The sequence below is a fragment of the Halorientalis sp. IM1011 genome, assembly GCF_001989615.1.
Taxonomy (GTDB): domain Archaea; phylum Halobacteriota; class Halobacteria; order Halobacteriales; family Haloarculaceae; genus Halorientalis.
Genome location: NZ_CP019067.1, coordinates 3,011,033 through 3,024,995, shown reverse-complemented (window position 1 = coordinate 3,024,995; position 13,963 = coordinate 3,011,033). Strand labels below are relative to the sequence as shown.

Below are 13,963 nucleotides of genomic sequence, written 5' to 3'. Positions count from 1 at the left end.
AAGGGCCGTCAATCGTGGGCTATTTAATACACCGGACATACCCCGTCCGAAAAATAATGAGAGAGTAGGACGTGCGAACGAGTGTACCATGTTGGCCTGGGTGGCGGCCAATGGGGGGGTTAGAGCCATTGGGGGGGCCGGGGAGGCGACGGTCCGGACTGTCGACTGGGAGGATCGAGAGTCCGGACCGACGCTGGTCCGGCCAGTCGAGGAGTGCGTGACCGGAACGCTCTCCGAGCTACAGGTCCCGGTGGAGACGGCGACGCTGACCGACGCGTCCGGGGGACGCCGGTACGACCTGTCCGAACCGGTCGCACTCGACAGCGGCCAGTTTCTGCTCGACTGTCGACTCGCGGTCGGAGCGTCCGGGGAACGGGAGCCACAGCGCGGGGCCGGAATCCAGCTATACTGTCGGTTCGACGGCTCCGCGTTCGTCCGTCGGGAGGGGAAACGAGTCGTGGTCAATCTCGGGGAACCACGGCCGGTGACGCTCGGGTTCCGGGAGCACCGCGAGGACCCGGCGTCGATCACTGTCCCGCCGACGCCGGAGGGCGTCGCGGACGCGATCACCCACCTCGCGGCGTCCCTACGGACGACCGGCCCGGAACGCTCCCATCCGTCGATGCGGGATCACCCGCCGGTCGTCGAGGTGGGCGACGAGCGATCGATACCCGACGCGGTAGCGGCGGCGACACCCGAGACGGGTATCGAACTCCGACTGCCGCCGAGTCTGGACTACCTGTTCGTCGGCGCGCCGCTGGCGTACTATCTGGGCGCGACCGTGACCGTCGAGGACGGGGCGACGCCGACGTTACTCGCGCCGAGCGCGGACGTGAACTGTCGATTCCGTGAACTTCCGACCTTCCAGCACGGCGTCGCGCGAGTGCTCAGACAGGTGTTCTTCTACGACACGCTGGTCCGGGACGTGGAGGGGGAGTCGCCAGCCCGCCGGGACTGCCTGCTCGATCGGTTCGAGCTCGATCCAGCGACCCTTCGCAATCGGTCGCCCGCCGAGCGACTGGCGCGGTACTTCTGCGTACAGGAACCGAACTTCGACGAGTTGCTCCCCGAGTGGCACTTCTCGACGTACGCTGCACCCGAGTTCGAGAACGTCCAGTCACTGCCGTACCTGCTGGACGCGCTGAGCCTGATCTACCTGCCCGAGGCCTCGGAGTTACGGGGGACGGAACTGCTCGAACGGACGCTCGACGACTTCTACCGGTCGGGCAGTCACGCCGGTCGGGGCGCGGTGGCCTCGGTCGACCGGGTGGACCCGGAGCTTCGGGCCGGGCGCATCCACGCCTGGTTCGCGGACGGCGCACCCATCGACGCGTTCAAGACGACGCCCCAGGCCTACGAGAACCGGCGACGGTACCAGGGTCGCCGGGGGACGCCGCTGTCGGTGACCGTCGTTCTCAACGACGAGGAGATGTACGACGAACACGACGCCGTGGCAGACATCTACGAGGAGCGGTCGGCCGATCTCCCGCTCGACGTCTCTATCGAGGAACACCTCACGAGCGGCGAACTCGCGGAGGTGTTCGGCTCGCCCAACGACTTCGTCCACTACATCGGTCACTGCGACGCGGACGGACTGGAGTGTCCCGACGGCCGGTTCACCGCGTCGTCGCTGGACGAGTGTGAGACGCGAACGTTCTTCCTCAACGCCTGTGGCTCCTACCACGAGGGGCTCGAACTGATCGAACGCGGCAGCGTCGGCGGCGCGGTCACGCTGACGAAGGTGCTGGACCGACAGGCCGCGACGGTCGGGACCGCCTTCGCCCGCCTGCTCGTCCACGGGTTCGGACTCGAACCCGCGATGCAGTTGTCGCGCCGCCGGATCATGATGGGGAAAGACTACGCCGTCGTCGGGGACGGCACCTACACGCTCGCGCCGACGCCGGACAGCCCGGTCGTGGGCTTTCTCGAAGGTGACGACGGTCGCTTCCGACTGTCCTGTGAGGCGCTGACAGGCCGACGAATCGGCGACTGCTTCCAGCCGCCCTTCGCCGACGAGTCTGCTTACCACGGGACCGCGACCGAAACAGTCCTCGCCCGGGAGGAACTGGTCGACGTGCTGTCAGAGACACCGCTTCCAGTCATCTACGACAGCGAGTTCCACTGGTCGGACGACCTCGCCGCGAAACTGGCACCGGACCGCTGACCGTTTTCACTCTCGAAACGCCGTTTCGATCCGCCAGTAGCCACCACCAGTGAGCCTGCCGGCGATTTTACTACCCATCTGGTGATCATATAATCACGTTTGATATTCAAGCCAAAGGCATATAATTAGCCGCCTCGAAGCTCAGATGTATAATTGTTGGCCGCGTAATTCAACTCGTTATCAACGATAAAATTAAATACCGTAATACAATATATACATTCATAGGACGATGAGCCAAAACTTGCTTGCGGACGGCATCGCGGACCTGTTACGGACCGAGTTGTCGGCCACCCCCACCGAATCGTATCTGATAAACCCCTCACGGGAGACCATCGAGGAACTGGTATCGGTAATGAGCACGCTGGAGTCTCCGCCCGGTGTCAGACTGCTGGCGGCCGAGCGGCCGCTCAAGGACGTGATGGACGACTTCCTCGTCGCGAGTCGGGCGGCGAACCTCGTCGTCGACGGCGCGCTGTCGATCCGGACGGTCGAGGAGCCACCGGAGAACGCACTGTTCGTCACCGACGAGGAGGTCGTCGCCATCGTCGCGGCCGGCGAGTCGGTGGCCGGGCTGACGACCGACGACGCCGACTTCGTCGGCAGCGCTCGGGAGCAGTACGACGCCATCTGGGACGACGCGAGCGAATACAACCTCAGGACCCCGCCGCTGACGGAGGTCCAGGAGACGCTGTCCGCCGACATCAGCGAGGCGACGGCGACGGACTTCGACGAGGTGCTAGCCTCTCTTCAGACCGCACGCGGTAACGGGGACGGCCTCGACGAAGTGACGATCAGCCTCCTCGTTGCCGCGAAAAACGGCGAGCTACTCTACGATATCAGCAAGTGGGGCGAAGACATCGGCCTCGCCTCGAAGGCGACCTTCTCCCGGACCAAGACCAAACTCGAAGACATGGGCCTGATCGACACCGAGAAGGTCCCCATCGACGTGGGCCGACCGCGGCTCCGCCTGATGCTGGGCGACGAGCGACTCGAAGATGCCGACTCGGACCAGCTGGCCAACGTGGCCCAGAGCCTGCTGTCGAGCTGAGGCACGCGCTTTTTTGACCCCCGGTCGCGTTCGACCCCCAATGACAGTCGCTCTCGTCGGTTCGGGACCGGCGCGCGAGGCGGTCGCCGCGGCGCTGGGAGACGTCGACGCGCAAGTCACGGACCTCGACCCGGCGGTCGTCGGCGGGTCCGACCTGGCGGTCGTGGTCGGCCAGGCCGGCGACGTGGCCTTCGAGACGGTCGACGAACGCGCGCGCGAGGCGGGGGTCCCCTGGCTCGCGGTCGAGATCGGCGGCGTCGGCGGCTACCCCGTCGTCGAGGCCGCCGTCGCCGGGTTCGGCCCCGGGACGGCCTGTTACCGCTGTCTCCAGTCCCGGGTACGCTCGAACGCCGATCCCGATCAGGAACCGCAGGCCGCCCCCGATCCCGAGACCGCCCGCTTCGCCGGTGCCATCGCCGGCCGTGAGGCCGCGAAACTCGTCGGGGGTAAGCGATCCTCGGTGATCGGGAGCGTGATCGAGGTTCCCCACGCCCAGCGACAGTTTCTCCCGGTCCCGGGCTGCGTCTGTGCCGGCGAGCGCGACCGGCGACTCCACCTCGATCACGTCGACCGCGATCTGGAGGAGGCGCTGACCCGCGCCGAGCAGGGGCTTGACGACCGGGTCGGCGTCGTCGCCGAGGTCGGCGAAGCCGAGTCCTTCCCGGCCCCCTACTACCTGGCGAACGTCGCCGATACGAGCGAGTTCAGCGACGCGACAGCGCCTCGACAGGCCGCCGGCGTCGACGCCGACTGGAACGCGGCGTTCATGAAGGCGCTGGGGGAGGGCTACGAGCGCTACAGCGCCGGCGTCTACCGCACCGCCGAGTTCGAGACCGGCACGGCCGCCGAAATCGACGACGCGGTCCCGCCCTCGACGTTCGTCTGTGCCGACGGCGACGGGTGGGCGACCGCCGACGAACACACAGAGGTCGAGTGGGTCCCCGGCCGGAACCTCGACACGGACGGCGACGTGTGGCTCCCCGCCGAGTTCGTCCACTTCCCGCCGCCGACCGAGCGGTTTCGGCCGGCCGTGACGACGGGTCTCGGACTCGGCAACAGCACCGTGGAGGCGCTGCTCTCGGGGCTGTACGAGATCATCGAGCGCGACGCCGCCATGCTGTCCTGGTACTCGACGTTCGACCCGCTCGGCCTGTCGGTTGAGGACGAGACCTTCGGGACCCTGCGCCGCCGGGCGAAGTCGGAGGGACTCGACGTGGTCCCGCTCCTGCTGACTCAGGACGTGGACGTGCCCGTCGTCGCCGCAGCCGTCCACCGGGAGGAATGGCCCCGCTTCGCCGTCGGCCTCTCGGCCCACCTCGATCCGGCCCGGGCTGCACGGTCGGCGCTCGCCGAAGCTCTCCAGAACTGGCTCGAACTCCGCGGGATGGGCCGGGAGGACGCCATGGCGGAGAGCGGTGCCATCGGCCACTTCGCGGACTTTCCCGGCGAGGCCCAGACGTTCCTCGCCGTCGGGAGTAGCGTCCCGGCCGAGCAGGTCGGGCCCGCGGAGGTTCCGGCCGGCCGGGACCATCTCGACGCCGTCGTGGAGCGGCTGCGGGACGCGGATCTGGACGTGTACGGCTCGCGACTCACCACTCGCGACGTAGATGCGCTCGGGTTCGAGGCGGTTCGTGCCGTGGTCCCGAGCGCCCAGCCCCTCTTTTTCGACGCCCCCTACTTCGGCGAGCGTGCCGAGTCGGTTCCCCAGAGCATGGGGTTCGAGGCGCGACTCGACCGGGACCACCACCCCTACCCGTAGTGACAGGTCTGCGAAGGTTTATTGCACAGTGTGCGAGACGTACACATAGGGTGGCTCGCGGATCGGTACGCACCGACCGATAGCGACCTACGTGTCCATGACGACCGAATTCGACCTCCCGTGTGCGGACTGTGGCCAGACTCTCGTCCGGCGACAGGTCGAGCGCGCGGGTGCGACGGTGACCGTGGCAGCGTGTCAGAACTGCGGCGGTCGGTACTACCCGGAGTCCGCACTGCGGAAACTCTAGATGCCGAAGGTAGCGCGGATCATGTCGCGCGTTCCGGGCCCGAGCCCGACCGCGACGATGGCGGTCAACAGGAGCAACGCGTAGCGCGGGCTCTCCTCGAATATCTCCCGGTCGAAGATCCACACCACCGCCAGCGCGACCGCGAGTTTCACGAGCAGGAACGGCCAGGACGAGCCCAGCGTCGAGAGCAGCGACGCCGGCAAGACGGTCTCGGCCACACTGATGATGAAAGCGTTGGCGGGATGTTTCGGGCTGTACCTGATCGCGGCGGGCAGTCCCAGCGCGCCGAGCCAGTCGGCCGCGACGACGTTCGCGACGCCGTCGATGGCGTGGCCCCACAGCACCACCAGCCCGATCAGGCCCGTACCAGCGTTGATCTCCGGCCTGAATCGGTCGACGCCCAGGTAGATGCCGACGGCGAGCAGCGTCGCGATGGCGACCACACTCAGGAGGACCTGCGGGTAGAAGTTCACGTAGTCGGCTGTGAAGGCGAGGCTGGTCAGGTAGCCGAACGTCAGGAGGAAGGCCGCGCTCCCGACCGCCGCCATCGGTCTCGCGTACGTCTCGACGTAGCCCTTCCGGCGGAGGTAGATGGTGACCAAAAGCGAGGCGAGCGTCACGAAAAAGACCGTGAAGTAGATGACGGGGCTGATGATCAGCGAGTTCCACGGGTAGGCGATGGCCTGACTGACCCCCTCCGGGACGGCGTCGTTGGCGTCCTCGACGACCCGCAACGCGCCGCCGAAGAGCATGAACGGGACCAGCGCGAAAAACAGGTCCCGGTCCCGCCCGACACCGAGCCGGCGGACCAGCTCGAGGACCCCGATCAACCCGAACAGCAGGAGGATCATGTAGCCGACCTCCGAGACGATTGTGTACCCCGGTTCGGCGACGACCTTGCCGGCGGCCATGGCCTGTTGGCGCGCCGCTTCGCTGTACAACAACTCCACCGAGTCGCCCTGGTGAACTGCCGCCACCGCGTTGTGCGCGTCGGCGTATACCGGCCCCCAGAAGTAGTGCCAGACGAACCCGCGGTAGACCGTATCGTAGAACACCAGCGAGCCCAGCACCAGCGCCGCGATCCCTGCCAGGGCGGCCGCCGTCCATGCACGCCCGGCGTCCATCCGCTCGAACACCTGCATGCTCGACACCGCGCAAGCCGCGCGTTTCAGGGTTCCGATCCTGTGCGATGGACGAACACGATCGGGTTCACGGCTCGCCCGCTCTCTCGCTCACCCGTCGACGCGTGCAGCCACGTCCCGGGCCAGATCCACCAGCCGTTCGTGGTCGGCCCCGTTCGAGGCGACGAGTCCCTGGCTGTCCAGTCGCCAGCGCCCGCCGTTCAGATCCGTGACGGTTCCGCCGGCCGCCCGGACCATGTGCGCGCCGGCGACCGAATCCCAGGGGTTGGGTCGCCGCGTCGTGATCGCAGCGTCGAGACCCCCGCTGGCGACGAACGCGAGCGCGGACTGCATGCTCCCGAACCGGCGCATGTCGCCACACTCCCGCACCACCGCCTCCGAGAGTGCGGCGTACGCGTCGCGCTCGCCGTGTGGCCCCCAGCCCAGCACCGCGACCGCGAACGTCTCCGGATCCGTCCGGTCGCTGACCGAGACCGATTCCCCGTTCAGTCGCGTCTCGCCGTCGTCCGCCAAGAACTCGTCGTCCATCGCGGGCATGACCGTCGCCCCGGCGACCGGCTCGCCGTCTTCGACGCGCGCGACGCTAGTCGCCCACAGGCGCATCCCCCGGAGGTAGTTGGCCGTCCCGTCGATGGGATCGACGATCCAGGCTGGACCACTCGCCGGAACTGTCGACGGCGTATCCGCCTCTTCGCCGACGACCGGGGCGTCGCTCTCCCCGGAGAGCAGTGCGACGACGCGGTCCTGAGCGGCGGCGTCGGCGTCGCTCACCAGGTCGTTCTTGTGTGCTTTCGTCTCGAAGCGTACGTCCGACCGGAAGCGTTCGGCCGCGACGGTACCGCCGGCACGCGCCGCCCGGGCGGCGAGGGAGATCGGATCGTCCATACCGAACCCTCGGGGACCGGGGACAATTAAAGGATGATCTGACTGGCCGTGCGCATGTCCGAGGCGATCTCGTTCGAGTGGACGGCCCGCTCCGCCGCGCGTCGCGCCTCGTAGAACTGGGGCTGGGCCTCGTCCTCGACCTTCACCTCGGCGGCCCGGTGCAGCGCCTGCGCCGCGCCTTCGAGTGCCCCCATGACGTCGGCGACTTCGTTCGCTTTCTCCTGCATCCCGGTCGAGTCCTCGACGCCCCCGAAGTCGGACTGTGCGGTTCCGAACCTGAACTCGGCCGTGTTGAGCGGCGACAGTGCCTGCTCGTAGTTCCGGTTGTAGAACGCGGGAACGCCCTTCTCGAACTTCTCTAACGCGTTCGCGGCGGATCGGATACCACTGTGGAAGTCCTGGAACGCCCAGATCTCCGCGCGGACCTGGTCGATCTTGTCGTCGTAGACGGCACCGACCGGCTCGAACACGGCCACCGCCTCGGGGTCGATCTCGTTTTTGAGCGGGCGGTACAGCGACCGGCCTTCCTTGTAGTGTTCCTTGATCTTGGGCAGCGCCGTGTATTCGAGCTGTCCCGTATTCTCCGCGTAGAGCCGTTCGACCGCGTAGCGGAACTCGTCGTGGGCCTCGTTCAGTTGTTCGCGGACCCGCGCCAGATCTTCGAGGAATATCGTCACCTGTACGAGCGACAGGATGATGTTCTTCTGGTCTTCGGGCGCGTACTCGGTGGCTTCTTCCAGCGGGTCCCGCGCCTCCTGTGCCAGCCGCCGGATCCGCGGCGCGTTGAACGACTCGATGGACGCGTTAACGTTCATTAGATTCGCGTCGGATCCAACCTGCCCCACATAGGCCTCGTAGGTCTTCTGAATCTTCTTCATCGACTCGGTCATCAACTCGGTCGCGCGCGGATCCGTCTCGATGGGCGTTTGCGTCTCGCCACCGTCTTCGCCGAACCGCGACTCGAAGTCGGCCTCGAACGCGCCCGCTTCGAACTCGAAGTCCCTGTCTTCGATCTCCCCCATGGAGAAGTTCTGGTCCTCCCCCATGCCCTCGAAGCTCATATCCGAATCGCTGATGTTGGTTACCCCGTCGGCGTAGGCCCCACGACCGTTGCCGCGCCCACCGCTCATAGCCCCGCACCCAGCGGTGAGTAACGTGCCAGCCGTCGCAAGGAATGCGCGACGTCTCATGGACTACTCGACAGTAATCCGCCTCAACCTATTTAAAAATGCCCCGGCTAGAACCGGTTCTTTTTACCGAGGGCCCAGCCGCACCGCTCGCGAGTGGACAGTTCGTTTCGTCTAGTGTGAGGTTTGCGAGGGAAGATCGCTCCTGCTCACGGGACATTGCGTTCCCTCACGGGCTCCGCCCGTTCGGATATCGAGACTCTTCTTCCGGCGAGTCTCGCTTGTCCCGTTCGCTTCGAGGCCTCCCGATGGTCGGCCTCGCTTCGGATCTTCCTGCACTGTTTGCGAGGGGCCGTAGTGGCCAACAGTGCGAGGGAAGGGATTTGAACTTCAGTCGGACACGGTCCGACAGCGTTCAAACCCTTCGTGCATCGGCCGCGGCGCGTGGTAGCGCCGCGTGCGATGCGAGGGAAGGGATTTGAACCCTTGGACCCCTACGGGAGCGGATCTTGAGTCCGCCGCCGTTTCCAGGCTTGGCTACCCTCGCACGCGTCCTGTACTGGATAGTCTCCGATATAAAGATTCCACGGAAAACGGTTGGACGAGTGATTTCTACATTTCTAACGATCGGAGATATAGAGTGTCGAAAATACAGTTTGTGCGAGTGTTGCAAAGTTGCTGTAGCTTTATTTGGGCAAAAAGTGGTCGGACGGGCTAGTTTTATTGTAGAGTGTTCACAAACGAGGAGTGTCGAAGCGATGGATCGAGCACCCCGAATCATCGAGACGATCCGCGAACGGTTCCGTTCGAGTCCGACCTACCGCTGTGGCGGCTGCTCGCTGACGTTCGAGCGCGAGCGGTTGAACTGTCCGGCGTGTGGCTATCCCGAAATCACGGAAACACGCGCCGGTCGGTGATACCGAACTGTCGATCGCTACCGGTTCTAGTCGGACGCGGCAGGCAGCGTGATTCTGATCGCCGTCCCGCGCGGATCGTTGTCCTCGACCCGGAGATCGCCCCCGGACTGCTGGACGAACACGCGGACGAGCCACAGGCCGAGCCCCTGTGAGTGAAACATCGGTTCCTCGATCCCGTCCTCGAGGACTCTCCGCTCCATACTGGGGATCCCCGGGCCGTCGTCCGCGACCACCAGGGAAACGTCGCCAGCGTCGTCCGTGGCGACGCTGATCCGTATCGTCGGGTCCGGTGCGTCGTGGTGCTCGACGGCGTTGCCGACTAGTTCTCCCAGGACCACGTCGTACTGGTCGACGACGCTCGCGACGGCCGCGTCCGCTAGCTCCGTCTCGATCGTCGCGTCCGGATACGACGCGTCGAGTTCCGGAACCAGGTCACGCGTGCGCTCACTCAGATCGATGCGGTGTGTGGTGTCGTCGGCTTCCAGCAGCGATTTCAGGTGCTGGGACTTCTCGCTCAGGGCGACGAGGTCGTCGGTGGTTCGACGGATCCGTGCCAGCGTCTCTTCGTCGGCCCGTTCGCGCTCGATCAGGTCGGAACACGACCGGACGACGGTACAGTGATTCCGGAGGTTGTGTCGGAGCACGCGATGGAGGATCGACAGTTGCGTCCGGGACTGCTCCAGTTCCGTCCGCGTCTCCCGGAGCGCCCGCTCCCGGTAGGAGATCATCGCGTACAGGACGACGCCGGATACGGCGACGAACAGCCACCCCTTCCCCGTCATCACGGCGTCGAACAGCGGCCCGTCGGAGAACAGCGCGACCAGCGCACGATCCGAGAACGCGATCCACACGGCACCGGCGACGGCGTACGCGAGCGCGATTTTCAGCGGGGTGAGTCCAGCGAACCGTGACGCGTTCATCGAACTCTTTTCGATTTGCCGAGACAATAATATAAATGCAGTGGCGAGAGCCAAAATCCGGGGTTCGTCGGTCGACGGATTGACGAGCGTGACAGCCCAAGATCGACTCGATGGACGAACACACGCGCGACGAGTCGGTCGGGCCCCCGGTACGAGGGGAGCCGACGGGGTGGCTCCCGGAGCAGGATCGCTGGGAACACGGTACCCTTCGGCGCGCGACGATCCACGGCGTCGCCCTCTACAACGCCGGCGAGTACCACGACTCACACGACTGCTTCGAGGACGAGTGGTACAACTACGGACGCGGGTCGACCGAGAGCAAGTTTCTCCACGGGATGGTGCAGGTCGCCGCCGGCGCGTACAAACACGTCGATTTCGAAGATGACGACGGGATGCGCTCGCTCTTTCGCACCGCGCTCCAGTACTTCCGGGACGTGCCGAACGACTACTACGGCGTCGACCTGCTCGACGTCCGGACGGTGTTGACGAACGCGCTGACCGATCCCACAGTGCTGGCAGGGTGGCAGGTGACACTCGACGAGCGCCGGCCGGAGGCCACCGAGGCCGACTTCGCCTACGTCGAGTCGCTGGAGCACTGACCTGTCTCGCGGGAGACCCGTCACAGTTTCGTGGGTACTAAGACGAGTCGGCCGCTGTAGTGAACCGATGCGAGTCGAGACCGTCGGCGACGGCCCCGCGGAGATCGCGGTCATCGGCGGGATCCACGGCGACGAACCCTGTGGCGTCCACGCCGTCGAGACGCTGCTCTCGGCCGACCTGGAGTTCCAGCGGCCCGTCAAGTTCGTGATCGCCAACGAGAAGGCCCAGGAACAGGACGTCCGGTACGTCGACGAGGACCTCAACCGCGCGTTCCCGGGCAACCCCGACGGCGATACCCACGAGTCCCGACTGGCACACGAGCTCTCGATGGAAGTGTCGGACTGTCAGATCCTCGCGCTGCACTCCACCCAGTCCTACGAGGGGTTGTTCGCGCTGGTCGACGAGGTCCGCGAGTACGAACGTCGGATCTGTCCCCGGCTGTCGGTCGACGCCGTCGTCGAGACCTGCGATTTCAAAGAGGGCCGGCTGTTCGAGGTGACCCGCCGGCTGATCGAGGTCGAGTGCGGGTTCCAGGGCTCGGACACGGCCGCCGAGAACGCCGTGCAGGTGACCCGCGAGTTCCTCGCCGCCACGGGTGCGCTGCCCGACGACGACGCACCCCACCGCGACGAACTGCCGGTCTACCGGCTCACGAACGCGGTGCCCAAGGACTCGGCGGAGGCTTACGACGTGTTCGCGACGAACTTCCACGAGGTCCCGGCCGGCCAGCCCTACGCCGCGGCCGACGGTCGGGAGTACGTCGCCGAAACCGATTTCTATCCCGTACTGATGTCGCCGTACGGCTACGAGAACGTGTTCGGCTACGCCGCCGACCGCGTCGGGACGCTGGAGTCCTGACCGCGAGGGCCTGTGCCGTCAGTCCTCGTCGGCCGGCGGCGCGAACTCCACGAGTTTCAGATCTCGATCGAGCATACAGTAGTCGTGCGGTGGCTCCCCGACCACCTCGTCGATCCGGTACTCCTCGTCGAACTCCGCGCCAGCCGGTTCGCAGTATTCGTGGGAGGGACAGCCGGTGTGCGGACAGGGGCCCTCCAGCGTGGCTTTGCTCCCGGCGTAGGCACCTTGAGCGTCGACGTTCGCGACGACCGGGGCCGGCTCGACCTCGACTGCGGTGACTCCCGAGTCGTGGACGGCACAGTCGAGCGTCGAGGCGTTCTCCCGGATCGCGGCCACGCGGTACTTCTGGCCGGTCGCGAGGTTGAGACACTGGTCCCGGTAGGGACAGCCCTCGCAGGCGTCGGCCTCCCCCTGATAGACGAACTCGGTCCCGACTTCGGCGAGCCGGGTCCCGACGAGCGTGACCGTCGTCATGGGCGACCCTACTCCCGGGCGGCGGTTAAGCTTCCCGGCCCGGAACGTGAGAAAGTATTCAGCCCAGTGAGAGTAATCGGATACCATGTACCGGAAGCTGACGAGGCGGCATGCGGTCCGGACTATCGGAGCGGTCTCCGGAATCGGTCTCCTGAGCGGGTGTTCGTTCGGCACGAGCGGTGGTCCCGATCCGGGCGACCTGGAAATCGAAAACGAGGACGATCGAGCCCATTCGGTGACGGTTATCGTCGAGAAGATCAGTGACGACGATGACGACGCGTTCGGTCCAGAGCGGGCACCGACGCCGACCTCGACGCCGATGTCGGAACGCCGAAACCGATTCACCGTCGCCGCGGGCGATACCGCAAGAGAGAGTGGCTATCTGGACGAGACGGGATCGTTTTTTGTCCGCGCACGGACTGACCGAGAGACCAGCGCACAGGGGTGGATCGGTCTTTACAGTGCCAGCGGCGGTGGCGTGGTCGAGGAGTACCTCGAAATCACGGTTCGTTCCGACGGCGGGTTGACGGTCTACGCCCAGCAGGCCGGGGCGTGAGGACGGAATCGCCACGACGACTCGTGACGATCGCTTATTCCCGGCTAGCGTGCCGGAAGAAGGCGATGGCGGCACCCAGCAGCGTGAGGTTCTGGAGGAAGGAAGTGAGTTCTTCACCGCGCTGGTCCTCGTCGACGGCCCAGAAGTCGTGCATCAGGGGTGTGACGCCGACGAAGAAGGCGGCGACGCTCCCGGCCGAGAGCCGCGGGAGTTTCCAGGCACCGATGCCGAGACTGCCACCGAGGAGGAGGCCGCTGGAGAGCGGGACGAGAGTGTCGGCCAGCGGGACCCCCTTGGCGTCCGCGTAGGCGATCCGGCCGTCGAGGTCGTCGAGGTTCCTGAGTGCGAGGACGGCGAGCCCGCTCGCGAAGAGGAGTCGGCCTACGAGCGACGGGGGGCTATCGTGTGTCGAGTCGGGTTGGGGCATCAGGCTAGGAAGGTCGTCGAGCGTGTTAATCCCCACGCTCGACCACGGGTCCAGCCGGCTCGGCACCAGAACGAGGTTCCGTCAGCGGCGGTCGTCGCCGTGCTCGCCGAGCAAGGCGTCGAGTTCGTCCAGATACTCCTCGCGGGGTACCTGATAGTACTCGCGAGGGTCGAACTCGCCGGCGGCGAAGCGGGCGGCGAGGTCGTGGACGCCGTCGACTGCCTCGGCCCGGTCCTCGTACCGCTCGGCCGCGACCTCGATTTCGGGTTCCAGATACAGCGTCACGTACCAGGGGTCGTCGGGGACGGGCCGGTGCTGGCCGGGACGGCGACCGCGCTGTCCCTTGGTCAGGTAGATCGTCGGCAGACAGGGCGCAGGGAACTCGCTGCTGTCGAACACGTCCGGCCGATAGGCCAGCACGTATCTGGTCTCGCCCTCCGACCAGACCGCCCACCCGGCCGCCAGATCCGCGAAGTCCATACCCGTCCATCCGTCCGGTCGGCCTTGAGTGGCGCGGTCTCAGTGGCCCGGTTCCGCCCGTGTGTCCACCGTGCGTTTAAATGGTGGTTCCGACACGTGTAGAACTCGACCGTGGTTCCGGGTCCCGTGGGCGAGTTTCGGCCGTCGAACAGTGCGGAACGAACGCCCGGAAAAGGGGGCCTCGGGGGAACGCTTATGCTCGTGGGATTCTCATTAAATAAATAGTATCGGTGGTAAGCCCACCCATACACGACCCCCACCACCGCCCCCGCTCTCGCCGTCCAGGCACCCCGGTATTTTTTCGGGAATCACCGACTTCGGGCGTTCTGGGCCGGCGGGAGTGGTACGTATACACATGA

The 13,963-nt window shown here is 66.1% G+C and carries 15 protein-coding genes and 1 tRNA gene; 8 read left to right on the top strand and 8 right to left on the bottom strand.

Annotated elements, in window-relative coordinates; genetic code table 11:
- The first annotated feature begins 88 nt into the window (after window positions 1-88).
- The 4 genes from BV210_RS15655 (at window position 89) to BV210_RS20335 (ending at window position 5,218) form a co-directional block, all read left to right on the top strand.
- A complete protein-coding gene (locus tag BV210_RS15655; protein WP_077207548.1) occupies window positions 89-2,164 on the top strand; it encodes a hypothetical protein in 2,076 nt (691 codons plus the stop codon).
- 229 nt (window positions 2,165-2,393) lie between these two features.
- Entirely contained in the window at window positions 2,394-3,212 is an 819-nt protein-coding gene (gene tbsP / locus BV210_RS15650) for a transcriptional regulator TbsP (protein ID WP_077207547.1), read from the top strand.
- Window positions 3,213-3,252: 40 nt separating this feature from the next.
- A complete protein-coding gene (locus BV210_RS15645; RefSeq protein WP_077207546.1) occupies window positions 3,253-4,971 on the top strand; it encodes a YcaO-like family protein in 1,719 nt (572 codons plus the stop codon).
- Window positions 4,972-5,068: 97 nt separating this feature from the next.
- Window positions 5,069-5,218, top strand: a complete 150-nt coding sequence (locus BV210_RS20335) for a hypothetical protein (RefSeq protein WP_172824913.1) — start codon at window positions 5,069-5,071, stop codon at window positions 5,216-5,218.
- Here BV210_RS20335 and BV210_RS15640 read toward each other — a convergent pair.
- From BV210_RS15640 to BV210_RS15625, 4 genes are all read right to left on the bottom strand, one after another.
- Entirely contained in the window at window positions 5,215-6,360 is a 1,146-nt protein-coding gene (locus BV210_RS15640; protein ID WP_077207545.1) for a DUF63 family protein, read from the bottom strand. The genes BV210_RS20335 and BV210_RS15640 overlap by 4 nt on opposite strands.
- Before the next feature lie 90 nt (window positions 6,361-6,450).
- A complete protein-coding gene (locus BV210_RS15635; RefSeq protein WP_077207544.1) occupies window positions 6,451-7,245 on the bottom strand; it encodes an inositol monophosphatase in 795 nt (264 codons plus the stop codon).
- A 26-nt stretch (window positions 7,246-7,271) separates the two neighbouring features.
- On the bottom strand, window positions 7,272-8,375 hold the full coding sequence (locus tag BV210_RS15630) for a hypothetical protein (RefSeq protein WP_077207543.1): 1,104 nt from the start codon (window positions 8,373-8,375) through the stop codon (window positions 7,272-7,274).
- 460 nt (window positions 8,376-8,835) lie between these two features.
- Window positions 8,836-8,919 (bottom strand) — tRNA-Leu (locus BV210_RS15625).
- 211 nt (window positions 8,920-9,130) lie between these two features.
- On the opposite strand from BV210_RS15625, the gene BV210_RS19990 reads away from it, so the two are divergent.
- Window positions 9,131-9,289 carry a hypothetical protein gene (locus BV210_RS19990; RefSeq protein WP_157526064.1) on the top strand — a complete coding sequence of 53 codons (159 nt, stop codon included), beginning with the start codon at window positions 9,131-9,133 and terminating at the stop codon, window positions 9,287-9,289.
- 26 nt (window positions 9,290-9,315) lie between these two features.
- Here the strand turns inward: BV210_RS19990 and BV210_RS15620 are convergent, their stop codons facing one another.
- Complete coding sequence (locus BV210_RS15620) at window positions 9,316-10,209, bottom strand: sensor histidine kinase (protein WP_084802656.1); 894 nt, start codon at window positions 10,207-10,209, stop codon at window positions 9,316-9,318.
- Window positions 10,210-10,319: 110 nt separating this feature from the next.
- Between BV210_RS15620 and BV210_RS15615 the strand changes: the two genes are divergently transcribed.
- Window positions 10,320-10,808, top strand: coding sequence for a DUF309 domain-containing protein (locus BV210_RS15615; RefSeq protein ID WP_077207542.1), 489 nt, complete (start codon window positions 10,320-10,322; stop codon window positions 10,806-10,808).
- Window positions 10,809-10,875: 67 nt separating this feature from the next.
- Window positions 10,876-11,667 carry a succinylglutamate desuccinylase/aspartoacylase family protein gene (locus BV210_RS15610; protein ID WP_077207541.1) on the top strand — a complete coding sequence of 264 codons (792 nt, stop codon included), beginning with the start codon at window positions 10,876-10,878 and terminating at the stop codon, window positions 11,665-11,667.
- A gap of 18 nt (window positions 11,668-11,685) precedes the next feature.
- On the opposite strand, the gene BV210_RS15605 is transcribed toward BV210_RS15610, so the two are convergent.
- The gene (locus tag BV210_RS15605) at window positions 11,686-12,141 is read right to left on the bottom strand and encodes a UPF0179 family protein (RefSeq protein ID WP_077207540.1); all 456 of its coding nucleotides are present in this window, start codon (window positions 12,139-12,141) and stop codon (window positions 11,686-11,688) included.
- A gap of 85 nt (window positions 12,142-12,226) precedes the next feature.
- Between BV210_RS15605 and BV210_RS15600 the strand changes: the two genes are divergently transcribed.
- Window positions 12,227-12,697 (top strand): hypothetical protein, encoded by a 471-nt coding sequence (locus BV210_RS15600; RefSeq protein ID WP_077207539.1) that lies wholly within the window; start codon window positions 12,227-12,229, stop codon window positions 12,695-12,697.
- Window positions 12,698-12,731: 34 nt separating this feature from the next.
- Here BV210_RS15600 and BV210_RS15595 read toward each other — a convergent pair whose 3' ends face one another.
- Window positions 12,732-13,124 carry a DoxX family protein gene (locus BV210_RS15595; protein ID WP_077207538.1) on the bottom strand — a complete coding sequence of 131 codons (393 nt, stop codon included), beginning with the start codon at window positions 13,122-13,124 and terminating at the stop codon, window positions 12,732-12,734.
- An 81-nt stretch (window positions 13,125-13,205) separates the two neighbouring features.
- Window positions 13,206-13,604 (bottom strand): DUF5820 family protein, encoded by a 399-nt coding sequence (locus BV210_RS15590; protein ID WP_077207537.1) that lies wholly within the window; start codon window positions 13,602-13,604, stop codon window positions 13,206-13,208.
- Window positions 13,605-13,963: the final 359 nt, after the last annotated feature.

Coding starts and splice junctions, on each gene's coding strand:
- BV210_RS15655 (WP_077207548.1), top strand. CDS start 89: ATGTTGGCCTGGGTGGCGGCCAATGGGGGGGTTAGAGCCATTGGGGGG.
- tbsP (WP_077207547.1), top strand. CDS start 2,394: ATGAGCCAAAACTTGCTTGCGGACGGCATCGCGGACCTGTTACGGACC.
- BV210_RS15645 (WP_077207546.1), top strand. CDS start 3,253: ATGACAGTCGCTCTCGTCGGTTCGGGACCGGCGCGCGAGGCGGTCGCC.
- BV210_RS20335 (WP_172824913.1), top strand. CDS start 5,069: ATGACGACCGAATTCGACCTCCCGTGTGCGGACTGTGGCCAGACTCTC.
- BV210_RS15640 (WP_077207545.1), bottom strand. CDS start 6,360: ATGCAGGTGTTCGAGCGGATGGACGCCGGGCGTGCATGGACGGCGGCC.
- BV210_RS15635 (WP_077207544.1), bottom strand. CDS start 7,245: ATGGACGATCCGATCTCCCTCGCCGCCCGGGCGGCGCGTGCCGGCGGT.
- BV210_RS15630 (WP_077207543.1), bottom strand. CDS start 8,375: ATGAGCGGTGGGCGCGGCAACGGTCGTGGGGCCTACGCCGACGGGGTA.
- BV210_RS19990 (WP_157526064.1), top strand. CDS start 9,131: ATGGATCGAGCACCCCGAATCATCGAGACGATCCGCGAACGGTTCCGT.
- BV210_RS15620 (WP_084802656.1), bottom strand. CDS start 10,209: ATGAACGCGTCACGGTTCGCTGGACTCACCCCGCTGAAAATCGCGCTC.
- BV210_RS15615 (WP_077207542.1), top strand. CDS start 10,320: ATGGACGAACACACGCGCGACGAGTCGGTCGGGCCCCCGGTACGAGGG.
- BV210_RS15610 (WP_077207541.1), top strand. CDS start 10,876: ATGCGAGTCGAGACCGTCGGCGACGGCCCCGCGGAGATCGCGGTCATC.
- BV210_RS15605 (WP_077207540.1), bottom strand. CDS start 12,141: ATGACGACGGTCACGCTCGTCGGGACCCGGCTCGCCGAAGTCGGGACC.
- BV210_RS15600 (WP_077207539.1), top strand. CDS start 12,227: ATGTACCGGAAGCTGACGAGGCGGCATGCGGTCCGGACTATCGGAGCG.
- BV210_RS15595 (WP_077207538.1), bottom strand. CDS start 13,124: ATGCCCCAACCCGACTCGACACACGATAGCCCCCCGTCGCTCGTAGGC.
- BV210_RS15590 (WP_077207537.1), bottom strand. CDS start 13,604: ATGGACTTCGCGGATCTGGCGGCCGGGTGGGCGGTCTGGTCGGAGGGC.